Below are 22739 nucleotides of genomic sequence, written 5' to 3'. Positions count from 1 at the left end.
ATTGATTCTGGCAACGTATCGCTTGCTTTAAAACAATTAATAGTTGCTTGATCAAACGTCTGCAAGATGGACAATCATCCTTCCTGCAGGCGCCTTCACAAGATACCTGCGCATACTTTCAAAGATCCGGGGAAGTGGCCTCAGCGCCGTTCCCGTGTGCCGCGAAGTTTCCTTCGTAGCGAGCCGCCCATTATAGCCGGCTTTTCCGCTTCGTCAACACCTTTTTTCAAGGCCGTCTCACCGGGGTGGACGTTGTTGCCGATGCTGCTTCGTCGTTGGACCCGAAGGTCTTTCGTCGTTGCGAGCCGCCTATTATGCCGGACTTTTCGAGTCCGTCAACACCTTCGTTCGATCATCTCGTTCGTCGGTGGTGGCGTTGCTGCTTGCGTGCCGTTTCCGAAGAAGCGGTGCGCTGCAGCAAGGGAGCGAATTCTAGAGATCCTGCAGATTTCGTCAAGCATTTTTTTGCAGGGTGATGACAGAACCAACGCGACCTCACGCATGACGTACGCTCGAAGATCACTGTGGCGTTGCCCGCGCGTTGCGCGGTCAACGCCACAAGGGCTATCAATGCACGGATGCACAGTGGAGAGACCGCAATGAACATGCAGGTGCGGCAAGCGTGGTGGCGCGACCTTTCAGTACCGGCCCTCGTTGCCGGCTTCATTACTGTGCTGGTCGGCTTCGCCAGTTCGGCCGTCATCGTGTTCCAGGCTGCACAAGCCGTCGGTGCCAACCAGGCACAGATCGCCTCATGGATGTGGGCACTGGGACTGGGCATGGGTGTCACCTGCATCGGGCTGTCGCTGCGCTATCGCGTGCCGGTGGTGACCGCATGGTCGACACCGGGCGCGGCGATGCTGGTGGTCGGTGCCGGTGGCGCCTCGCTTGCTGAAGCCACCGGTGCCTTCCTGCTCGCCGCGGTGCTGGGCATGCTGGCAGGCTTCTCCGGCATCTTCGCCCGGTTGATGCAGCGGGTGCCGATGGCGCTGGCCGCCGGCATGCTGGCCGGGGTGCTGCTGCGCTTCGGTCTGGACGTGTTCGTGGCCATGAACACCCAACTGATACTGGCGCTGGCAATGTTCGCCACCTGGCTGGCCGGACGCCGCCTGTTCCCGCGCTATGCGGTCATCGCCACCCTGCTGGTCGGCATCGCGGTCGCGGCCAGCCGTGGCCTGCTGCACGCACAGCAGGTGCAGCTGCAGCTGGCGGTACCGCAATGGGTGACCCCATCCTTGTCCTGGACTGCGGTGGCCGGCATCGCCCTGCCCCTGTTCGTGGTCACCATGGCCTCGCAGAACATTCCGGGCGTGGCGGTGATGCGGGCATCCGGCTACGACGCCCCGGTGTCGCCGCTGATCGGCTGGATCGGTGTGGTCAATACGCTGCTGGCACCGTTCGGTGCGTACGCGCTGAACCTGGCAGCAATCACCGCGGCGATCTGCATGGGCCGCGATGCGCATGAGAACCCGGCACGACGCTATACCGCCGCCATGGCGGCAGGTGCCTTCTACATCGTCATCGGCCTGTTCGGTGCCACCGTGGCCGCACTGTTCGCCGCCTTCCCGAAGGAACTGGTGGCGTGCGTGGCCGGTATCGCGCTGTTCGGCACCATCGCCAACAGCCTGGCCAGTGCGCTGGCGGTAGAGCGGGACCGCGAGGCGGCACTGGTCACCTTCCTGGTCACCGCCTCGGGCGTCTCACTGGCTGGCATCGGCTCGGCGTTCTGGGGCCTGGTCGCCGGTGCGCTGTGCCTGCTGGTGCTGCGGCCCCATCAGGGCCGTTGACCTGCCCTACCCTGCCAATGCGGCACCCACGATGCTCAGCACCACCGCGATGACGATGGCGACCAGCGTGGCGATCACGCTGGTGCCGCCGCGTGCGGTCAGCTCGCTGCGCAGCCGTGCGTCATCGCCGCCGGTGACGGCACGGGCCTGGGCGATCAGGCGCTGGCAGTGTGCCAGGTACCAGCTGTTGCCAAAGATGCCGGTGGTGATGCTGAGCGCGAAGGTGATGACCAGCGACAGGCCATCCGGCACATCCAGCAGGGTCTCCACCATGCTGATCAGCAGCAGCAGGCCGGCCCACATCGCCGCCAGGCGGTACATCCTGCGGTACATCATCCAGATCAGGCCGAGCAGGAAGGCCGGCCAGTGCCAGGTGCCACTGCCCGTGGCAATGCCCTGATCCAGCCGCCAGCGCTGGCGATAGATCGGGAAGTTGCCGCCGACCACGCTGGCGTACAAGGCCATTTCGCCTTCCAGCCCGGCAGCCACGGCCCTATCCGGTACAGCGACCGGCGCACGATAGGGATCGGACGGATCGCCGACACTCGCCGCAATGCCCTCAACCGCAGGGGCTGCGTCGATATCCGGGACCGGAGCTACCTCGATGGGCGTGGACGCCTGCTCCAGTTCCGCCAACGGCCGCCACGAGGGCATGCCTTCGCACCAGAGCAGCGTGCGCGCCGTAACCGTCCCTTCCCGCTGCAGCTGGCGAAGACCGGCCAGATCCACCGGCCCACTGCTCTGCCTGCCATTGGCGTACCACCACTGTGCTTCCTGCATGTTTTCCGTCCTTGCTACCTGCATCGACAAACTGAAATCGCTGCCAGCGCCTACAGCGCGGCGCTGGCCAGGGTCTGCACCAGCTGATGGCGCGCACCTGGCGCAAGCGTAATCTGCTCCGGGCCGGCGTTGGCCACTTCCAGGCAGACGTAATCGTGCCAGCCATCGCCGACATCGGACATCCTGGCTGCGGCCTCGGCGCCGGGATTCCAGGCCACCAGCGTCTGGCTGCCTTCGCTGCGGATCTCGATCCGCCGCTGCAGTACGGGATCACGCAGCACGTAATGGCCGCCGGCACCGGTATAGATGCGATCGCTGCGACCGGGATCACGCGGATCGCGCAATGACCACGGTCCCTGTTGCAGGCGCAGCTGCGCATAGTCCTCGTACTTGTCCAGGTACTGCAGGCCATCAAGGCCCTCGGCCTCGACCTGGTTGGCATCGCCCACCCGGAAATAGCTGTGCAGGGCCTGGGTGAAGGTCACCGGCGAGGTTCCGGTGTTCTCGGTGACCAGCTGCTGGCGCAGCCGGCGGCCGATGCGCAGCTGCATCTGCAGACGCAGGCCGGGATCGGCGCAGGGCGCAGGCGCCAACTGCAGCTCGACTTCACCGTCATCGCTCTGGCTGGCCTGCAGAAGCTCCCAGCGCGCGGTACGTACCAGGCCATGCGCCGGTACATCGGCACTCTGGCCCTGGCGGCCGAACCACGGCCAGCACACTGGCACGCCACCGCGGATGGGCGTGGGCAGCTCGGCGCGCGTGGGCGAAAGCCACAGCAGATCGGGCTGCCCATCGGGAATGAACGACAGCAGCTGGCCACCAAACACACTGACGACCGCCGTGGCGTTGGCGGTTCGCACCTGCCAGGCCTCCAGGCCGTGATACAGGCCGGCGCTGATGTCCGGATTCGACTGCATGCGATGACGCTCCTTGAAGACCGCGGCGATGATGTCGCGGTCAACGTGCCGCCGGCAAGGCCTTCTGCCCGGCGGGCGCGGTGGCGGCCGCCTCTTCCTGCAGCGTGCGCAGGATACGCTGACCTGCGCGGCCGTCCACCTCGCTCCAGCCCAGACGCTGCTGCTCGCTCTGGATCGCGCGACGCGTGGCGGTACCGATCATGCCGTCGGCGGCACCGATGTCGTGGCCACGGGCCAGCAGCAGGGTCTGCAGCTGGCGGCGCTCATCGCGGCCCAGGCCCGGGTCGTCGGTCGGCCAGGCAGTGGCCAACCCGTTGCCGCCACGTAATTGGTCAGCCAGTGTCGCGATCGCCAGCGCATAGCTTTCGGCGGCGTTGTAGCTGTAGATCGCGTCGTAGTTGCGGAACACCAGCAATGCCGGGCCCTTGTTGCCTGCCGGCAGCAGCAGGGCGGCGCGCGCATCCGCCGGCAGGTTGGCCGGAGCCAACGCGCTGCCATCCAGCGCGGTCACACCCTGCGCACGCCAGTCGGCCAGGGCGCGACGCTGGGTGCGGCCGGCCTGGCTGGCGTTGAAGCCCGCAGGAACGCGGACTTCCGTGCCCCACGGCTCTCCGCTGCGCCAGCCGGCGCGCTTGAGGTAGTTGGCGGTGGAGGCCAGCGCATCGGGAATGCTGCCGACCAGATCGCGGCGGCCATCGCCATCACCGTCCACGGCGATGCGTGCATAGGTGCTGGGCATGAACTGCGTATGCCCGAAGGCACCGGCCCAGGAGCCGGTGAGCCCCTGTGCCTGCAGGTCGCCGCGGTCGATCAGCTTGAGCAGGGCCAGCAGTTCACCGCGGAAGAAGGGTTGGCGACGGCCGGCGCAGGACAGCGTGGCCAGTGACTGCAGCAGTGGGCGCTTGCCGAACACGCGACCGTAGTCGCTCTCCACGCCCCAGACCGCGACGATGGTGGCCGGGTCGACGCCGTACTGCGCCGACACCCGATCGAGCAGATCGCGATGCTGCTGCAGCATCCCGCGACCATCAGCCACCCGCTGGCGATCGACCAGCGCGGCCAGGTAGTCCCAGATCGGCGTGGTGAATTCCGGCTGCGCATCGAGCAGGCCGAGCACGCTGGGGTCCGGGGTGAGGCCGGCGGTGATCTCATTGAAGCGGTCGGCGCTGATGCCCTGGCTGGCGGCCGTGGCCTGCAGGCCCGCCAGGCAGCGGCTGAAGGCCGGATCGACGCTGGCATCGGATGCTGCAGGCAGCACGGGGGGCGCGGCGAGAGCGGCCGCCAGGCCGAGCGTGGTCAGAATGGGCATGGCGTCCTCCGTGTTGCCGTTGCACGGCCATCTTAGGGGTAGCGGTGCTGCTGAACCTGAAGGGGCACCGGCTGGCCGTCCGCCCTAGGTGGCACGCAGCAGGCGCAGGCCGTAGGCGGGACTGTCGGCATTCCAGCGCTGCGTGACCTGCAGTCCTGCCTCCTGCAGCAAGGCCTCGAAGCTGTCGTCGGTGTACTTGTGGCTGTACTCCACGCGAATCGGTTCGTCGGCGGCAAAGTGGAAGGTGCGTCCCTCCAGATGCACATCCTGCGCCCAGCGGCTGACCAGATCGGTTTCGATGCGCAGCCGCGCGATGCTGTAATGAGCACGGTGGCGGAAGCCGTCGAGGTCGAAGTCGCTGCCGATCTCACGGTTGAGGCGCGCCAGCAGATTGAGAGTGAATGCGGCGGTGACGCCCTGCGCATCGTTGTACGCCGCCTCGATCAGCGCCGGGTCCTTGTGCAGGTCGATGCCGACCAGGGCCAGGCCGTCGCGGCCCATTGTCTGGCGCATCGCCCGCAGCAGTGCGACCGCGTCTTCGCCTTCAAAGTTGCCCAGCGTGGAACCGGGGAAGAACAGCAGCCGTCGCGCGGGTTCGCGTTCGGGCATGGGTACGGCCACGGGACGGGTGAAGTCCGCGCAGACCGGCAGCATCTCCACCTGGGGCAGTGCCGGTGCCAGATGATCGATGCTGGACAGCAGCGCGGCACGCGAAATTTCAATCGGCGTGTAGGCCACCGGATCGTGCAGGGCGGCCAGCAGCAGCGCGGTCTTGCGTCCGCTGCCGCTGCCCAGCTCCACCACGTGCAGGCGCGGGCCAACGGTGCGGGCGATGTCCGGCAGCACACGCGCCAGCAGAGCCAGTTCGGTGCGCGTGGGGTAGTACTCGGGGGTCTGCGTGATCTGCTCGAACAGGCGCGAGCCACGTGCATCGTAGAAATATTTGGACGGCAGCTGCCGGGGCGTGCGCGACAACCCGGCCACCACGTCAGCCAGTATCTGCTGGCGCCCGGGGGTGAGATCGGTCAGCGCCTGCAGCGCGTCCTGCACCGTACTCATGCGAGGTCCCTGGCCAGGCGCAGCCCGGAGAACTGCCAGCGCGCCGGAGGCATGAAGAAGTTGCGGTAGCTGGCGCGCACATGGCCGCGGGGCGTCACGCAGCTGCCGCCGCGCAACACCCATTGCCCGCACATGAACTTGCCGTTGTATTCACCGAGGTTACCGGCGAACGGGCGGAAGCCCGGATAGGCGCCATACGCACTGTGGGTCCATTCCCAGACATCGCCGAACAGCTGCCGCATTCCACTGCCCGGCGCTGCCTGCGGGTGCAGCCGATCGTCATCGGCGAAATGGCCGCGCAGCGGCTGCGACGCGGCAGCGGCTTCCCACTCGAATTCGCTGGGCAGGCGCGCGCCGGCCCAGCGGGCGAAGGCATCGGCCTCGTAGTAGCTGAGGTGGCAGACCGGCGCATGCGGGTCCAGTTCGCGCCAACCGCCCAGGGTGTACTCGCGCTGCAGGGTGTCATCCCAGTACAACGGATGCCGCCAGTCCTCGGCTTCACGCACTGCCCAGCCTTCACTGAGCCACCAGCGCGGCTCGCGGTAGCCGCCGGCATCGATGAAGGCACGGTACTCGGCATTGCTGACGGGGCGCTCGGCCAGTGCGTGCGCGGGGAGCAGCACGCGATGCGCTGGCGATTCGTTGTCGTAGGCGAAGGCGGTGTGCTGCGGCCAGGCTGCGGCGCCGATGGTGACGATGCGCTCGGGTGATTCGATCCAGCCCTGCGCACTGACAGCGCTGGTGGCCGGCTGCAGGTCCTCGCGGTAGGCGGGCTGCAACGGGTTGCACCAGAATGCATGCTTGATGTCGGTGAGCAGCAGCTCCTGGTGCTGCTGTTCGTGCTGCAGGCCCAGCTGCAGGTGCTGCAGCGCCTGCTCATCAAGGTCGCCTGCCGCCAGCCGCGATTGCACCTGTGCATCGACCTGCTGGCGGTAGTCGCGCACCTGCTGCAGCGATGGCCGCGACAGCAGCCCACGCTGCGGCCTTGCGTGCGCCGGCCCGATGCTCTTGTAGTAGCTGTTGAACAGGTAATCCCAGGCCGGGTCATGCGCCGATGCAGCAGCGAAGCCCGCCAGCACGAAGCGTTCGAAGAACCAGGTGGTGTGGGCCAGGTGCCATTTGCTCGGGCTGGCGTCGGCCATGCTCTGCAACATGGCGTCCTCGGCGCTGAGCGGCGAGGCCAGTTGCATGCTGCGCGCGCGCACGCGTGCGAACTGGTGGGCGAGATCGTGCTGCGGGGCAGCGACGGCGGCGGGTACGCTGTCCATGGGGTCAGCATCGGCGCTGGACGGTGAGTGCGATGTCATGGTTCGGCGTCACTTCGTTCACATGGATGAGCCTGCCGCATTCAAGAAGCCGGCCCGAACGCCGCTAACGGCAATGCTGCGGCCGCGTCGTCACCGCGCTGGAATTCCTGCTTGCCCCTGCATCCGCTCCGCCAGCCTGCGCACTACCTGTTCGTGCTGCCCGCCCTGCTGGTTGCCGTGGTGGTATGGACCGCATTGGATACCGCAGATGTGGCCAGCCCGGCGCAGCGCATCCTGCCCTGGCTGCTGGCCTGCCTCGGCGCCGGCCTTGCCCTGCTCTACCACCAGGTACGTTCGCTGTGCCTGCTGCTGGTGGTGGCGGTCATGTTCGCGCTGCTGCACCAGGATGTCGGCGGCTACCTGCGCAGCGGCCATGTCGGCGCGCTGACACCGCTGCGCTTCCATGCCATCTCGGCGTGGCTGCCATTGCTGTTCGCCGGCCTGTCGTTGTGGCCGGAGCGCGGGCGGCGCCGCCACGACCTGCTGTTGCGCTCCGTCGCCAGCGGCACGGCACTGCTGATCTTCCTGCTGCTGGCCACGCAGCAGCCGCGCGGCATGCACGATCTGCTGTCGAACCGTCACTGGGCGTGGATCCCGGTCGACTGGAACGCGCTGGCGCAGCTGCCAGCGCTGCTGTTCCTGCTGGCAACCGCCGCGCTGGGCGGGCAGGCCTGGCGGCATCCGCGCCCGTTGCACACGGCGATGCTGCTGGCCCTGCTGTGCCTGTGGTGGATGCTGCCGAGGGTGTTCCTGCAGCCGGTGCTGCTGCCGGCACTGAGCAGCGCGGCCCTGCTGCTGATGCTGGGCGCGATGCTGCAGGAGTCCTTCCACATGGCCTTCCGCGATGAGCTGACCGGCCTGCCCGGGCGCCGCGCGTTCAACGAGACCCTGCAGCGGGCACGCGGCACCTACAGCATCGCGATGGTGGACGTGGACCATTTCAAATCGTTCAACGACACCCACGGCCACGACACCGGCGACGACGTGCTGCGCCTGGTGGCCTCGCGGCTGGCGCGGGTAGGCGATGGTGGTCGTGCGTTCCGCTATGGCGGCGAGGAGTTCGCGGTGGTGTTCCTGGACCGTCCGGCAACAGCCTGTGTCGATGCCGTGGAGGCCCTGCGGCAGAGCATCGAGGACACCCGCATGCAGCTGCGTGACCGCAGCACCCGCAGCCGCGACGATGACGCCGGGCGCCAGCAGCGCGGGCGCGGCGGCAGCGGACAGGTAGTGCAGGTAACCGTAAGCATCGGTCTGGCCGACAGTCGCGTCGGTCCGCGCCCGGCGGCCGTGGTCAAGGCCGCCGACCAGGCGCTGTATGTCGCCAAGGACGGCGGCCGCAACCAGGTGCGCGCGTATGCCGAACAGGACGTGCTGGCAGTACGCGCTGGCTGAGGCTCAGACCGCGTCGAGGTAGTACCAGCGGCCGTCGACGCGCAGGAAGCGGCTGTGCTCGGTCATCTTCACCGCGCTGCCGCCGCCCACCCGGTAGCGCGCGGTGAACCGGACCTCGGCGCTGCCGGCGCCGGTGACGGTGTGCTCGTGCACGGTCAGGCCCAGCCAATGCGTGCGCTGGCCGGGCGCATCATCCAGCGACAGCTCGGCCGGACGCGTGTCCGGATGCCAGCTCTGGCGCAGGTAGTCGGCCAGGCCCCGTGCATAGGCGCTGTAGCGCGAACGCATCAGGCGCTCGGCATCCGGCGCGGCTTCACCGGCGTGGAAGCGGCCGCAGCAGGCCGCATAGTCGGCGGGCAGGCCGCAGGGACAGGGATCGGCAGGTTTTTTGCTCATATCCGTATTGTCGCCGGGTTGCACGGATCGATCCACGTACGGCACGGGTCGCCGGTACAGGACAGGCGTATGCTGTCGCGCCCCCACCTTGATTGATCGCCGTGCTGGAACTGATTCCCCCTGAGTTGTGGTGGCTGGTGGTGATCGCCTTCATCGCCGGTCTTGTGGACGCCGCCGTGGGTGGCGGTGGCCTGGTGCAGCTGCCAGGCCTGTTCACGGTGCTGCCGCAGCAGACGCCGGCGATGTTGTTTGGTACCAACAAGTTCAGTTCGATGTTCGGTACCGGTGCGGCTGCCTGGCGCTATGCGCGCAACGTGCGCTTCCCGTGGAAGCCGGTGTTGTTCGCGGCCGGTACGGCCTTCATCTTCTCCTTCGCCGGAGCCACTGCGGTAAGCCTGCTGCCCAAGGACGCGGTGCGCCCACTGGTGCTGGTGCTGCTGATCGCGATGCTGGCCTACACACTGTGGAAGAAGGACTTCGGCGCGCTGCACCGGCCGCAGGAGATCGGTCGCCGCGAGCTGGTGATCGCGCTGGCGATCGGTGCGGCGATCGGCTTCTACGATGGCTTCTTCGGGCCGGGCACCGGCAGCTTCCTGATCTTCCTGTTCGTGCGCTTCTTCGGCCTGGATTTCCTGCGCGCCTCGGCGGCATCGAAGGTGGTGAACCTGGCGACCAACGTGGCAGCGATCTCGTTCTTCGTACCGACCGGCAACATCCTGTGGCTGTTCGCGCTGCCGATGGCCGCGGCCAACATCATGGGTTCGGTCGTGGGCACGCGGTTGGCACTGAAGGGCGGCACGCCGTTCATCCGCAAGCTGTTCGTGGGGCTGGTGGTGGTACTGATCGCGCGGATGGCGTGGGATACGTTCCGCGGGGCGTGAATGCGCCTCATGACCCGGTAGGTGCCAACCTTGGTTGGCACACGGTTTCCCATCGCGAAGAGCAGCCGAGCATGGCTCGGCTCTACAGGTAGATGGACCGAGGCGCTCAGGCCTCTGCTTCTTCCGGTTCGTTGGCCTGCTGGCGGCTGCGCTCGGGCAGCTTCAGGCGCTTGCCTTCTTCGTCGTACTCGATCAACAGCACGCCGGAATCGTGGCGGCCGCTGATTTCGACGAAGCAGGCGCCACCGATGAACGGTTCCAGCGTCATCACCGACTTCAGCGGGGTGGCGACCACCATCTGGAAGCCGAAGTTGTCGAAGATGTTCATCGCCAGCGCGGTGAACTCGTTGTCGGCCTTGTCGAAGGCTTCGTCGAGCACGACAGCGGCGTAGCTGGGCAGCTGGCTGTCGGCGCCGCCGAGCTGGTAGCGCAGCGCTGCCGCCAGGCACGTGGTGGCCAGCTTCTGGCGCTGGCCACCGGACTTGCCGGCGCCGCTGCGGTAGATCTCGACCTGCTGGCGCGTTTCCGCATCCAGCTCGACACCGATGAACTCCACATGCATGCGCACGTCCAGCACCAGCTCGCGCCAGCGCTTGTCCTCGCCTTCCTGCGAGCCGAGGCGGTTGACCAGCTGGCGCAGCACGGTGAACTGCGATTCGGCCAGCTCGCGCTGCTCGGTCTGCTGCTGCGACAGCACCTCGCGCAGCTGCAGGTGGAACTCGCCGACTTCCGGCAGGCGACGGTCGCTCAGTTCGATGGTCAGCAGCGTGCCACGGTTGAACGGCACCTGCTCCAGGCTGGCGTTCACTTCGTCCAGGCGCTGGCCGATCGACTTGCGGGCTTCGGCACTATGGCGCTGCAGCGCAAGCAGGTTGTTCTTGCTCTGGTTCTGCAGCAGATCGAAGAAGCGCTCTTCGTGCTGCGGCAGGCCATCGCGCTCGAGTCGTTCCAAGCGTGCGAGGAAGTCCTCGGCCGACGCCACCGACACGGTGAAGTCACCCGATTCCTCCGGCCACTGCTGGATGAAGCGGCGGAAGCAACCGATCAGCTGGTTCTCGATGCGGTTGAGGTCCTGCTGCGAGGACGACAGCTGCTCGTTCAGCGCGTTGCTGACCTGGCGCATGTGCGCTTCCAGCGTTTCCAGGCTGAGCGGGCCCTGTTCCTGCAGGCGCTCGGCAAGGCCGGCTTCCTGCTCCTGGGCCAGGCTCGGCAACACCAGCGCACGGCTCTGCTGTCGCGCGCGGTCGAGGCGATCGCGCTCCTTGACCAGCTGCCCGCGCTCGACGCGGACGTCTTCATAGGTACGGCGAGCCTGCTCGATGTCGGCGCGCACCGCGTCGATCTGCTTGGCCAGCTTGGCCAGGTCCGCATTGCCTTCGCGCAGGTCGCGCAGGGTGGCCTCGATATCGGTCAGGCGCTGCTGCGGGGCGGCGATGTCGATCTCGTTCCAGCTGATGCTGACCAGCTCGTGGCAGGCCAGGCGACGTTCGTTGTCGCGGTCACGCTGGCCACGCAGGCGCGCGATGTCGGTCTCGCAGCTGGCGATACGCTTGGCCAGTTCCTGTGCTTCACGCTCGAAGGCGCCCACCTTGTCGTGGTTGTTGAAGCCGAGGATCCAGCGACGGCGGTCGCCCACCGCACTGCGGTCATCCTTCTCGAAGCGGTCACCCGGGTGCTTGACCTGGCCTTCGCGGGTGATGCCGCGGTCGACGTTGCGCAGCTGCTTGGCATCCACGCACTCGTAGTCGAATCGCTTGCCGAGCTCGCGGCGCAGCCAGCTTTCGAACACGTGCTCGCGCAGTTCCAGCTTGTGCAGCAGCGACTTCGCCGACGGCTCACGGGCAAACGCATCGTCGTTGCGGCGCACACGGTAATAGGTGAAGCGCATGCCCAGGTGGGTACGGTTCACCCACTCGGCGACGTCGTTGTAATGCTTGTCATCGACCAGCAGCGACAACGCGAAGCCGCCCAGCACACGCTCGATGGCGCCCTGCCAGCCCTGCTCTTCCGAGCGGACCTGGATCAGCTCGCCGACGAACGGCAGCGCCGCCTCGGCAATGCCGGTTTCCTCGGCCAGGCGCGCGCGCAGCTTCTGCATCGGCGCCGGGATGTTGGAGGGCGTGCGCTGCATCGCTTCGAGTTCCGCACGGACTTCGCCGAAGCGGCGCTCGTCATCGCGCTTGCCACCCAGGCGATCGCTGATCGCATCGTCCAGCGCCGAAGAGGCACGCTGGCGATCCTGCAGTTCGTTCTGCGCGCGCTCGACCAGTTCGGCGAAGCCGTGGGCGTCGTCCGGCAGTTCGGCCTGCAGCTGCTGGGCGGCCTGGCTTGCCTGTTCGCGCTTGGCCTTGCGGCGGTCGCGCTCGGCTTCGGCACGGCCCTGCTCGCGCTCCAGTTCCTCGATGCGCTCACCGCCCTGCTGGCGGCGCTGCAGTTCCAGCTCGGCCAGGCGCTCGGTGTGGTTGTCCAGTGCGGCACGGCGCTGGGCTTCTTCGCCGAGCAGGCCACGGTCACGCACGTCCATCTCGCGCAGGCGCGCTTCGATCAGCGCCTGGCGGCGGCTTTCACGGAAGCTGTCGACGCCGAGCTTGAGGGCTTCGTCGTCGCCACGCCGGCGGTGCATTTCCTTCAGGTCGTTGTAGTAGGCGCGTGCCGGCAGCAGGGTCTCCACCTGGCGACGGGCGGTGACCACCGCCTGGTGCGCGCCATCGAGCTCGGCGAAGTCGCTGACCAGGCGCTCGGCGGCGTCGAAGGTCTTCGGCGTGTCGAGCATGAAGTCGCGCAGGAAGACGTTCAGGTCGCCCAGGTTCTTCGCCGACTGCGTCTTGTGCAGCAGGCGCAGCGCCATCTCGTTATCAATGCCGAGCAGATCACGGAAGCGCTCGGCGTAGCCGGAGAAGGTGTCGAAGTGGTGCAGGTCGGACAGCTTCTGCTTGAGCTTGCGCAGGTCCAGATCGAAGCCGCCAAGATCCTTGGCGATGTCGAACGGACGCTCGGCGATCATGTAGTGCTTGCGCACGTCGCCGGCCGAGGTGCCATTGCCGGAGATCCACAGCAGGCGCACCAGGCTGACCACGCGGCCATCGCCGGCGCGGTATTCCAGCACCAGTGCGGTCCAGGTCGCGCCTTTGCGCAGGTACTGGGTGGCGATTTCGCCGGTGCCGCTGTCCTGCTGGTCAGCCCACGCGCCACGCACGTAGGACACCAGGTTGCGGTCGCGGCCACTGCGCTCGGCTTCACGCGCGGCGGCGTTGAAGTCGACGATGGCCGGCGGCGTCAGCAGCGCGGACATGGCATCGAGCAGGGTCGACTTGCCCGAGCCGGAACGGCCGACGAACAGGAAGCCGCGCTCGGCGATCGGCACTTCGGTCAGGCCGTTGAAGGTGCCCCAGTTGTGCACCTGCAGGCGGCGCATGCGGAACTGCTGCAGGCGCGGGTCCGGCAGGCCTTCGTTGAACAGGGCGGGAGTGTGCTTGGAGATAGCCATGCGATGGTCGGGTCTCTCAGGCCTCGGCGGCCGGGGTTTCGCGCAGCTGGCGGTACACCGCCGAGAGCTGGGACACGTCTTCGGCGGAGAACAGCAGCTTCAGCGCCGGCGAGACTTCGTGGCGGTCTTCCTGGCCGCTGAGGCGGGTCAGGATGTGGTTGTCCTTCATCTTCTGCACCGCCGAGGCGACGCGGCGGTTGAAGCCGGCGCGGTCGGTGGACAGGTTCTTTTCGTAGATGGCCAGCGCTTCGGCCATCTCGGCATCGGCGACCACCGCGCGGTTGCCGCGCGCATCGGCCTCGGCCAGCTGCTGGCGCAGGTACAGCAGCAGCACCGAATCGATGAAGGTCAGCGGCGAGGTGCGCAGCAGCACCGGCGCATCCACGTCTTCGGTATCGGCCTGGCGGGTGAAGGCCACGCCGCTGTCACGGTCGAGCACCAGTTCCAGGAACAGGTCCGCGAGCGAGGAGCGGATGGCCGCCTCGCTGCGGATCAGTGCCGGCCACAGCTTGGCGTGGCGCAGCTGGTCGATGCTGGGGCCGATCAGCAGCTGGCACAGCGCGCGGCGTGCGTCCAGCGGCAGGCGTCCGGTATCGCCGAGGTAGTACACGTCGTTGCCACGGCGGGGCTGCGCCACGGCCGCCACCGGTTCGGCTTCGTAGGCGTCTTCCGCCACGTCGGCCTGCGGTGCGTCGATGGGATCTTCATGCCAGCTCATGGCGTCTCTCCTGGGTGAACCAAACCAGCGGGATGCGGGCGCGACGGACCTGGCCGTCGCCACCACGCCATTCGGCAAGCTCCTGCTCACCGGCGATCACGTTGCCGAAGCGCGTGCCCAGCGACAGGTAGCCGATGACGCTGCCAAGACCCTGCGGTGCTTCGCGCTGCGACAGGGCCTGGGCGATGCTGAGCCGCGGCTGTGCATCGAGCAGATCATGCAGGTCGCGGCGCAGGGTGCGGAAGTCGATTTCGGATGAAGCGACCAGATCGCCGACGCTTTCCAGGCTGATCGCGGCGGCGTCGTTGTACTCGACGTTGCCATCGACCTGGGCGCTGCGCGGATCGTGCAGCCTCCACTGCGACCACGAGCGCAGGCGGCTGGTGGTCAGCTGCAGGTCACGGCCGATGCCACGCTGTGCGGGGAACTCGTCGCGCAGGGCCAGCGCTTCGGACTGCGCCTGCTTCAGCAGCTGGTTGAGGCGGCGCTGTTCCAGATAGCCACGGCTCTGCACGAAGCCGCGCAGGCTGCGCGCGAAGTTCTGCAGCACGTCGTGCACCTGGCCACCGCGCTCAAGCATGGTGCTGGTGAAGCCGCGCAGGAAGTTGCGTTCGTTGCGGTCCAGGCGTCGCGCAAAACCACGTGCCAGCACCGCTTCCAGCGCGGCATCGAGCTGGGCGCTCTGTTCGGCGTCGTTGAGCAGGCGCCAGAACGCCTGGAAGCTGCGGCCGGCATCGCTCTCGCCGATCACGTCCACGCCTTCGAACAGCTGCGACAGCACGTCCCCGCGTTCGCCCTCGTCGTCGATGATGCGTTCGCGGAAATCGCGGTTGAGCTGCTCGAAGTCGTCGCGCACGCGGCGGAAGTCCTCGGTCAGCTCGTCGGCCAGGCCGATGATCTGGCGCGCACGTTCCAGCGCGCGCTTGCCATCCAGCGCGATCACGCGGCCGGCGCCGACGCGGGCGATCTCGGCGTCGATGCGGTCACGCTCGTCGCGCAGTGCCGACAGGCGTGCGTCCGGATCGGATTCGGTCTGCGCGGCCAACTGCGAGAGCTGTTCGATGACCAGCGCCAGGCGGCTTTCGGTGGCGGCCACGCGGGCCTGCTCCAGGCCATCGGCGAAGCGGATCGCCTGCAGTGCCGCGGTCGACAGCTCGTACTGCTCCTGGTCGGCGCCTTCGGGCAGGCGGCGTTCCAGCCAGCCCTGGGCCAGCCAGTGCGCGATGTAGGCCTGCGCGGTACGCGGCAGCTCGCGCGACAGTTCGTCGCCGTTGAGCTGGTCCAACGCACGCTGCAGGCGCTCGTTGAGCACCGACGACGACAGCGTGCGCTCGCCGTCCATCAGCAGCCCCTGCAGCAGGCCGATGATTTCCGGAGCGTGGTCGGCGGCGAGCAGCTTCCACTGGGGCTGTTCGCGCAGATGGCGGTAACGTGAGATGCGTTCGCGGTGCTTCATGCAGCGAAAGGATTCATGAGGGCTGGCGGGGACGAGCAGCCGCCCACGGCGGCCGCGCGGGCAGCCGTGGGCATGCCGGCCCGCAGGGGCCGGCGGGGCGCGGGCAAGCGGCTCAGCGCTTGCCGCCCACTTCGATGAAGCGCAGGAACTCGGCGCGGGTACGCGCGTCGTCGCGGAAGCTGCCCAGCATCTTCGAGGTGACCATGCTGACGCCGCGCTTGTGGATGCCGCGGGTGGTCATGCATTCGTGGGCGCCTTCGACGACCACGCCGACACCGATCGGCTGCAGCACATCCTGGATGCACTGGGCGATCTGTGCGGTCATCTTTTCCTGCACCTGGAAACGGCGGGCATAGGCTTCGACGACACGGGCCAGCTTGCTGATGCCCACCACCTTGCCGGCCGGCAGGTAGCCGACGTGCACGCGGCCGATGATCGGCGCCATGTGGTGTTCGCAGTGGCTTTCGTACTCGATGTCGCGCAGGACGATCAGTTCGTCGTAGCCGGCCACTTCCTCGAAGGTCCGCTCCATGTAGGCGCGCGGGTCATCGCGGTAACCGCTGAACCAGTCGCCATAGGCTTCGGCGACACGGCGGGGGGTATCCAGCAGGCCTTCACGGGACGGGTCCTCGCCGGCCCAGCGCAGCAGGGTGCGCACGGCATCCTCGGCCTGGTCCTGGGTCACGTCGCCCTGCGGGGCGGCCTTTTCGTTGTTCTTGCTCATTGCGTACAGCGTCCCGAACGGGGGGCGAGCATCGTACCCGACCGGGGGGTGGGTCGTCCTGTTGGGACGGTTCATCGGGGGTTCTTCCGGCGCCTCGTTGCAGCTGAGCGAGAGGGGGAGGGGCAGGCCAGGCAGGACACGCCGCAAGTACGTCCCTGTAGGCTCGGCCACGGCATCCATGCCGTGGACGGTCCTGCCCGGCCTGCCCCTCCCCCTCCCTGACGGTTTCCTGCGGGCGCGGCCGGACCGCCCGAAAGCGGGGTCAAGAGCGGGGGGGTCATGGCTTCGGAAAGTGCGCAGGCCGCTGCTGTGGTCTCTTCTGCTTTGGTGGGTGCGGACCTTGGTCCGCACTGCATCTGCTCCCGCTTTAAAGAGCCAACCCACCGCGCCCACGGGGTGATGGGCGGGCAGCGGGGGCCGGGCGGGGCAGGACCGTCCGCGGCAGGGATGCCGCGGCCGAGCCCCCATGGATGGGTTCACGGCGTGTCCTGCACCGTCCGGCCCCCGCTGCCCCACCCGACACCAAGCAGGCGCAACGCTTTCCTCACTACACCCCGCCCATTCATAAAAAGCCATTGATAGGAATGAAATTAGTAGTATCCTATCTATCTCTTATGGACCGACCCCTCGACGAGCGCACCGTGCTGCAGATGCAGCTCAGCTCCGGCCTGCTGTACGCAGGGCGGCAGTGGCAGCGCCTGGCCGACAGCCGGCTCGGCAGCTACGGCATCTCCACCGCGTGCACCATGCCCCTGCTGATGATCGGCCGCTCCGGCGGTGGCATCCGTCAGGTGGCGCTGGCCCAGCAGCTGGGCATGGAAGGTCCCTCCCTGGTACGCCTGCTGGACAAGCTGTGTGCCAGCGACCTGGTCCGCCGCGAGAGCGACGCCAGCGACCGCCGCGCCAACCTGCTGTGGCTGACCGACGCAGGCCATGCGCTGGTCAGCGAGCTGGAAGACCAGTTGATCGGCCTGCGCCAGGACGTGTTCGGCGAGCTTTCCATGGATGAACTGCATGCCGTGCTGAAGGCATGGCGCCTGCTGGCCGAGGCCGCCGACCGCATCACGTAAGACCGCTGCCCCCGAATACCGCCGCTGCCGTGCACACGCCAGCGGCTTTTACCCGTTGCTGTTGTTTCGTTGTTCCTCCCCTCCCCCACCTCGCCCCCGCCCCTACCGATGCCCGGTGAATTCAGTCTCCACGGAGTGTTCGTCCCGACCCTGCTCGGGTTGATGTTGTTGGCCTACCTGGTCAACAGCGGCCTGCACGCGCTGCTGCAGCGTGCCGGCGCCTATCGCCACGTATGGCACCCGGCGCTGTTCAACCTGGCCCTGTACGGGATCGTGCTTGGCCTGCTGTTCCACCTCCTGCGTTGGATGCAATCGTGAACAAGATCGTGAAGAAGACCCTGCCGGTGCTGCTCACCAGCGCAGCCGTGATCATCGCCCTGCTGGTACTGCGCCAGCTGTGGGTCTATTACATGGATGAGCCGTGGACCCGCGATGCCCATGTCGGCGCCGACGTGGTGCAGGTGGCGCCGGACGTGTCCGGGCTGGTGGAAACGGTGCAGGTGGCCGACAACCAGGCGGTGAAGAAGGGCGACCTGCTGTTCGTGGTCGACCGCGCCCGCTACCGCATCGCGCTGGAGCAGGCCCGCGCCAGCCTGGCCGAGCGCCAGGCCTCGGTGGCGCAGCTGCGCCGCGAGATCGGCCGTGACCGCAGCCTGCAGGACCTGGTCGCCGCCGAGGACGCCGAAGTGCGCCGCGCCAAGCTGCAGGCCGCACAGGCTGCGCTGGCCACCGCACAGGCGGCGGTCGACCTGGCCGAGCTCAACCTGGGGCGTACCGAGGTGCGCGCACCGGCCGATGGCCGGGTCAACGACCGCACCCTGCGCGTAGGCGACTACGTGGTGGTCGGCAAGCCGGTGCTGGCACTGCTGGATACCGGCTCGTTCCGCGTCGATGGCTATTTCGAGGAAACCCGCCTGCGCGGCGTCGCCCCGGGACAGCGTGTGGACATCCGCCTGATGGGCGAATCGGCACCGCTGCGCGGCCATGTCGAGAGCATCGCCGCCGGCATCGAGGACCGCTACCGCAGCAACGGCAGCACCCTGCTGCCGAACGTGACCCCGGCCTTCGACTGGGTGCGGCTGGCACAGCGCATTCCGGTGCGCATCGCCATCGACGAAGTACCCAAGGGCGTGGAACTGATCGCCGGCCGTACCGCCACGGTGACCGTGGACACCGGCCGCCATCCGCACAACGACAAGGCCGGCACTGCGCCGACACAGGCGGGCCTGTGAACGCCGCCCTGCCCCGTCTCGGCCTGATCGTTGCGCTGGCCAGCCTGGCGGCCTGCAGGACCGTCGGCCCGGATTACGCCCTGCCGGAAGGCTCGGCCTTCAAGCGCCCGGAGGCCAATGCCGCCTTCATCGATACGCAGAACCCGCAGGTGGCCGCCAACCAGGCGCTGCCCGACCGCTGGTGGTCGCTGTACAACGACCCGGTGCTGGACGGCCTGATCACCCAGGCGCTGCGTGACAACGTCGAGCTCAAGGCCGCCGATGCACATCTGCGTCGTGCCGCGGCGGTGTACGAACAGGCGCTGGACGCCGGTGGCTTCGAGTACGAGGCCGAGGCCGGCGTCAGCCGCGCGCAGCTGTCGGCCGAATCGTTCCTGCAGGAGCACGAGCTGCCGGTGATCAACCTGGCCGATGGCAAGTTCGCGGTCAGCTACCAGTTCGACCTGTTCGGCAAGCTCAAGCGCGGCGCCGAAGCAGCGCGTGCCGACGAGCAGTCGGTCGCTGCTGCGCGCGACCTGGCCCAGGTCAGCGTGGTGGCGCAGGTGGCCGACAGCTACCTGGAGATCTGCCACGCCAACCACGAACTGTACGTGGCCGAGCATTCGCTGCAGCTGCAGCAGCGCAGCCGCACGGTCACCGAGCGCCTGATCGCGGCGGGCCGTGGCACGCCGCCGGAACTGGCCCGCGCCAACGCCCAGGTGGCGCTGCTGGAGGCTGCACTGCCGCCGCTGCATGCGCAGCGCTCGGCAGCCGCCTATTCGCTGGCCGCCCTGCTCGGGAAGACCCCGGGCCAGCTGCCGGCCGGCGTGATCGACTGTGCGCACGCCCCCGGCCTGGCGCAGCCGTTGCCGGTTGGTGATGGCCGCGCGCTGCTGCAGCGCCGCCCGGACGTGCGCCAGGCCGAGCGCAAGCTGGCCTCGGCCACCGCGCGGATTGGTGTCGCCACCGCCGAGCTGTACCCCGACATCCGCCTGGGTGCCTCGCTCGGTGCCGCCGGCCTGCTGGAGGACTTCGGCACGCCGATGACCCAGCAATGGTCGATCGGCCCGCTGATCTCGTGGACGCTGCCGTCGTCCGGCACCCACGCGCGCATCCACGCCGCCGAAGCCGGGGCCGATGCGGCCCTGGCCGAGTTCGACCACACCGTGCTGCAGGCACTGCGCGAGACACAGACCGCGCTGGACCGCTATGCGCAGGATCTGCGCCGGTTGCAGTCGCTGCGCATCGCGCAGGAGCAGGCCGCGCTGGCCGCCGAGCAGAACCGCCGGCTGTACCAGGGTGGCCGTACGCCGTACCTGTCCAGCCTGGATGCCGACCGCAGCCTGGCCACCAGCGATGCCACCCTGGCCGCCGCCGAAGCGCAGGTCTCGCGCGACCAGATCCACCTGTTCCTGGTGCTGGGTGGCGGCTGGCAGGCCAGCGCTGCCGCGCCCCACGCCTCGACCGCAGCGAAGTAAGCCATGAACGCGCTGACCGACCGCCAGGCCTGGCTGTTCTCGATCAAGACCTACCTGGCCGCGGTGGCCGCGCTGTACATCGCCATGGCCGGCAACCTGTCGCGCCCGTACTGGGCGATGGGCACGGTGTACATCGTCAGCCAACCACTGCTGGGCCCGACACGTGCCAAGGGCGTGTACCGCATCGTCGGCACCCTGGTGGCTGGCCTGGCCACCCTGCTGGTGCTGCCGGCGCTGGTGGAAACACCGCTGGTGCTGAGCGCGGCGATGTCGATCTGGCTGGCCGGCTGCCTGTTCATGGCCCTGCTCAACCGGGGGCCGCGCGGTTACGCGTTCCTGCTGGCCGGCTACACCACCGCCTTCATCGGCTTTCCGGCGGTGACCTCGCCGGAAACCATCTTCGACACCGTGGTGGCACGCAGCGAGGAGATCATCCTCGGCACGGTAGTGGCGGTGCTGTTTGCTTCGCTGCTGTTCCCGGCTTCGGTACGCCCGATGCTGCGCGCCCGCATCGGCAACTGGATGGAGGACGCCGCGCAGTGGTGCCGGCAGATCCTTGAACGTGGCCGCGCGCATGCGCCACGCAACCGGCTGGCCGCCGACCTGGTGCAGTTCGAGGCGCTGATCGAGTTCCTGCGCCGCGACGACCCGCGCCACGCCGGATCGGCGGTGTCGATGGAGCGGCTGCGCGAGCGCATGCTGCTGCTGTTGCCGGTGCTGTCCTCGATCGCCGACCGCCTGAGCGCACTGCGCAGCCATGGCCAGGCCCTGCCGGAAGGCCTGCCGGAGCTGATCGACCACATCCATGACTGGCTGGACGGGCCCACCAACGCCAGTGAGTACGCCCGCCTGCGCGCGCGCATCAGTGCGCTGAAGCCGCAGGTGGACCGCGACCTGCAGCACCTGCAGCTGGCCAGCCTGCTGCTGCGCCTGGAAGAACTGGTGGACCTGTGGCAGGACTGCCGCACCCTGCAGCACGCGATCGACCAGGGCACCGCGCCGTTGGACCGCGCGCACTACCGCATCCGCACCGAACGCGTGGCCGCCGACAAGCACGTCGACTATGGCATGGCGCTGTTCTCCGCGCTCAGTGCCGGCGTGGCACTGATGAGCTACTGCGTGCTGTGGATCGCGCTCGGTTGGGAGGGCGGTGGCAACGGCGCGATGATGGCCGCGGTAACCGCCGCGTTCTTCGCCGCGCAGGACGATCCGGCACCGAGCATGGTGTCGTTCCTGGTATGGGCGATGGTCGCCTCGGTGGTGGCCGGCGTGTATCTGTTCGGCGTGTTCCCGGCCGTGCACGACTTCGGCCTGCTGGCGCTGGTGTTGGCGGTGGCGTTCCTGCCGCTGGGGCTGATGCTGCACCACCCCAAGAGCGCGCTGTTCGCACTGCCGCTGACGGTGAACCTGGCCGCGCTGCTGAGCCTGCAGAACACCTACAGCGCCAACATCCAGACCTTCCTCAACTCGTCGATCGCGATGTTCATCGGCATTGGCTTTGCGGTGGTGATGACCCGCCTGTTCCGTTCGGTGGGTGCCGAGTGGACCGCGCGCCGGCTGGTGCGGCAGGGCTGGACTACGCTGGCCGAGGCCGCCGAAGGGCGCGGCCAGCAGGACCGCCAGCGCTTCGCCGCACGCATGCTGGACCTGCTGGGCCTGCTCGCGCCGCGCCTGGCAGCAACGCCGGAGGGCAGCGACATCGCCTCGGTGGACATGCTCAATGAAGCGCGCATCGGCCTGAACATCCTGCAGCTGCGCCGCGCCCGGCTGGAACTGCCCGAGCGCAGCCGCGAGGCGGTCGAGCACATCCTGGAAGAGGTCGCCGTGCACTACCGCCGGCAGATCGCTGCGCGCAAGCCGATCGTGGCGGCCGAGGCGCTGCGCGAGCGGCTGGATACCTCGCTGGGACGGGTCGGCAGCGTGGCCGCCTGCAAGGCCCGCGACGAGGCGCTGATGGGCCTGATCGGCCTGCGCTTCGCGCTGTTCCCGGAGGCGAAGGCGCTGGCGCCGGGGTGGGCGGACGCCGACGCTGCATCAGCCTGATAATGATCGGTGGCGCCGGGCGATGCCCGGCAGCCTTTCGCCACGGCAGCAGGATGGTTCAATGAGTTACGACATGATGGTGTTCGAGGCCAGTGCCGCCCCACGTGAGGCAACGGCATTCATCGCCTGGTTCGAAAAGCAGACGCAGTGGAACGAACGCCACGAGTACGACGATCCGGCGGTCAGCAGCCCCGCGCTGCGGGCGTGGTTCGCGGAGATGGCGCAGGACTTCCCGCCGTTGAACGGCCCATTGAGCAACGACGATGACGATCGTGCCGAAGTGACCGAGTACAGCATCGGTCAGCAGGTGATCTATGGCGCCTTCGCGTACTCGGTGGCCGAGCGCGCGCACGGGCGCGTGCAGGATCTGGCCGAGAAGCACGGCGTGGGCTTCTTCGATGTGAGTGCTGATGAAGCGGCGATCGTGTTCCCTGATGGTCTGGTATTGATCGCTGAATGACGGGGGCGGCAGGGCTGCGCCCTGCACCTGCCGAATCAACTTCAACAGCAACGTCAAAGGCTGGCATTCCGCGGGATGGCGGGGTAGGTCCGGTTGAGGGGGACGCCGTAAACCCATCCATGGGGGCTTGGTCGCGGCTTGCTCGTGTGCGCTGTCCTGCGCACACGGCAAGACCGGGGTTGGGCGTCCTGCCCAACCCGCCCGAGGCATGCCTCGGGCCCATGCGGCTCACGCCCCCTCAACCGGACCCACCCCACCTTCGAC

At 68.0% G+C, this 22739-nt stretch carries 19 protein-coding genes; 9 read left to right on the top strand and 10 right to left on the bottom strand.

What is annotated here, in order from left to right; translation table 11 throughout:
* Positions 1-599 precede the first annotated feature (599 nt).
* A complete protein-coding gene (locus HLA98_RS18125; protein WP_057499385.1) occupies positions 600-1787 on the top strand; it encodes a benzoate/H(+) symporter BenE family transporter in 1188 nt (395 codons plus the stop codon).
* Between the two features lie 6 nt (positions 1788-1793).
* Here the strand turns inward: HLA98_RS18125 and HLA98_RS18120 are convergent, their stop codons facing one another.
* From HLA98_RS18120 to egtB, 5 genes are all read right to left on the bottom strand, one after another.
* Positions 1794-2567, bottom strand: coding sequence for a DUF2628 domain-containing protein (locus HLA98_RS18120; RefSeq protein WP_057499384.1), 774 nt, complete (start codon positions 2565-2567; stop codon positions 1794-1796).
* A gap of 50 nt (positions 2568-2617) precedes the next feature.
* On the bottom strand, positions 2618-3484 hold the full coding sequence (locus HLA98_RS18115; protein ID WP_057499383.1) for a D-hexose-6-phosphate mutarotase: 867 nt from the start codon (positions 3482-3484) through the stop codon (positions 2618-2620).
* Between the two features lie 40 nt (positions 3485-3524).
* Positions 3525-4793, bottom strand: coding sequence for a lytic murein transglycosylase (locus HLA98_RS18110; protein WP_057499382.1), 1269 nt, complete (start codon positions 4791-4793; stop codon positions 3525-3527).
* An 84-nt stretch (positions 4794-4877) separates the two neighbouring features.
* The gene (gene egtD, locus HLA98_RS18105; protein WP_057499381.1) at positions 4878-5852 is read right to left on the bottom strand and encodes an L-histidine N(alpha)-methyltransferase; all 975 of its coding nucleotides are present in this window, start codon (positions 5850-5852) and stop codon (positions 4878-4880) included.
* The gene (gene egtB / locus HLA98_RS18100) at positions 5849-7120 is read right to left on the bottom strand and encodes an ergothioneine biosynthesis protein EgtB (RefSeq protein WP_057499380.1); all 1272 of its coding nucleotides are present in this window, start codon (positions 7118-7120) and stop codon (positions 5849-5851) included. The genes egtD and egtB overlap by 4 nt, the downstream gene beginning before the upstream one ends.
* A gap of 150 nt (positions 7121-7270) precedes the next feature.
* On the opposite strand from egtB, the gene HLA98_RS18095 reads away from it, so the two are divergent.
* Positions 7271-8551 (top strand): GGDEF domain-containing protein, encoded by a 1281-nt coding sequence (locus HLA98_RS18095; RefSeq protein WP_057499379.1) that lies wholly within the window; start codon positions 7271-7273, stop codon positions 8549-8551.
* A gap of 3 nt (positions 8552-8554) precedes the next feature.
* Here HLA98_RS18095 and HLA98_RS18090 read toward each other — a convergent pair whose 3' ends face one another.
* Entirely contained in the window at positions 8555-8947 is a 393-nt protein-coding gene (locus HLA98_RS18090; RefSeq protein WP_057499378.1) for a YchJ family protein, read from the bottom strand.
* Between the two features lie 101 nt (positions 8948-9048).
* On the opposite strand from HLA98_RS18090, the gene HLA98_RS18085 reads away from it, so the two are divergent.
* Positions 9049-9828 (top strand): sulfite exporter TauE/SafE family protein, encoded by a 780-nt coding sequence (locus HLA98_RS18085; protein ID WP_057499386.1) that lies wholly within the window; start codon positions 9049-9051, stop codon positions 9826-9828.
* A 106-nt stretch (positions 9829-9934) separates the two neighbouring features.
* Here HLA98_RS18085 and HLA98_RS18080 read toward each other — a convergent pair whose 3' ends face one another.
* The 4 genes from HLA98_RS18080 to folE all read right to left on the bottom strand — a co-directional run bounded on the left by HLA98_RS18080 (position 9935) and on the right by folE (position 16213).
* Entirely contained in the window at positions 9935-13315 is a 3381-nt protein-coding gene (locus HLA98_RS18080) for an ATP-binding protein (protein ID WP_049447083.1), read from the bottom strand.
* 16 nt (positions 13316-13331) lie between these two features.
* Complete coding sequence (locus tag HLA98_RS18075) at positions 13332-14033, bottom strand: DUF4194 domain-containing protein (RefSeq protein ID WP_005421303.1); 702 nt, start codon at positions 14031-14033, stop codon at positions 13332-13334.
* Complete coding sequence (locus HLA98_RS18070) at positions 14020-15489, bottom strand: DUF3375 domain-containing protein (protein WP_049447085.1); 1470 nt, start codon at positions 15487-15489, stop codon at positions 14020-14022. Before HLA98_RS18070 ends, HLA98_RS18075 begins: the two co-directional genes overlap by 14 nt.
* A gap of 112 nt (positions 15490-15601) precedes the next feature.
* Positions 15602-16213 carry a GTP cyclohydrolase I FolE gene (folE, locus tag HLA98_RS18065; RefSeq protein WP_004141296.1) on the bottom strand — a complete coding sequence of 204 codons (612 nt, stop codon included), beginning with the start codon at positions 16211-16213 and terminating at the stop codon, positions 15602-15604.
* Positions 16214-16827: 614 nt separating this feature from the next.
* On the opposite strand from folE, the gene HLA98_RS18060 reads away from it, so the two are divergent.
* The 6 genes from HLA98_RS18060 (at position 16828) to HLA98_RS18035 (ending at position 22475) form a co-directional block, all read left to right on the top strand.
* On the top strand, positions 16828-17283 hold the full coding sequence (locus HLA98_RS18060; protein ID WP_012481667.1) for a MarR family winged helix-turn-helix transcriptional regulator: 456 nt from the start codon (positions 16828-16830) through the stop codon (positions 17281-17283).
* Positions 17284-17391: 108 nt separating this feature from the next.
* Complete coding sequence (locus tag HLA98_RS18055) at positions 17392-17601, top strand: DUF1656 domain-containing protein (RefSeq protein WP_010487502.1); 210 nt, start codon at positions 17392-17394, stop codon at positions 17599-17601.
* Positions 17598-18515 (top strand): efflux RND transporter periplasmic adaptor subunit, encoded by a 918-nt coding sequence (locus HLA98_RS18050; protein WP_057500771.1) that lies wholly within the window; start codon positions 17598-17600, stop codon positions 18513-18515. The genes HLA98_RS18055 and HLA98_RS18050 overlap by 4 nt, the downstream gene beginning before the upstream one ends.
* A complete protein-coding gene (locus HLA98_RS18045) occupies positions 18512-19972 on the top strand; it encodes an efflux transporter outer membrane subunit (protein WP_057500770.1) in 1461 nt (486 codons plus the stop codon). Before HLA98_RS18050 ends, HLA98_RS18045 begins: the two co-directional genes overlap by 4 nt.
* A 3-nt stretch (positions 19973-19975) precedes the next feature.
* Positions 19976-22015, top strand: a complete 2040-nt coding sequence (locus HLA98_RS18040; protein WP_057500769.1) for an FUSC family protein — start codon at positions 19976-19978, stop codon at positions 22013-22015.
* A gap of 61 nt (positions 22016-22076) precedes the next feature.
* Positions 22077-22475 (top strand): hypothetical protein, encoded by a 399-nt coding sequence (locus HLA98_RS18035; RefSeq protein ID WP_057500768.1) that lies wholly within the window; start codon positions 22077-22079, stop codon positions 22473-22475.
* Positions 22476-22739: the final 264 nt, after the last annotated feature.

Origin of the sequence: Stenotrophomonas africana, from assembly GCF_013004645.1 — a bacterium.
Taxonomy (GTDB): domain Bacteria; phylum Pseudomonadota; class Gammaproteobacteria; order Xanthomonadales; family Xanthomonadaceae; genus Stenotrophomonas; species Stenotrophomonas africana.
The sequence above is the reverse complement of the archived record's forward strand: the minus strand, read 5'-3'. Positions and strand labels throughout refer to the sequence as shown.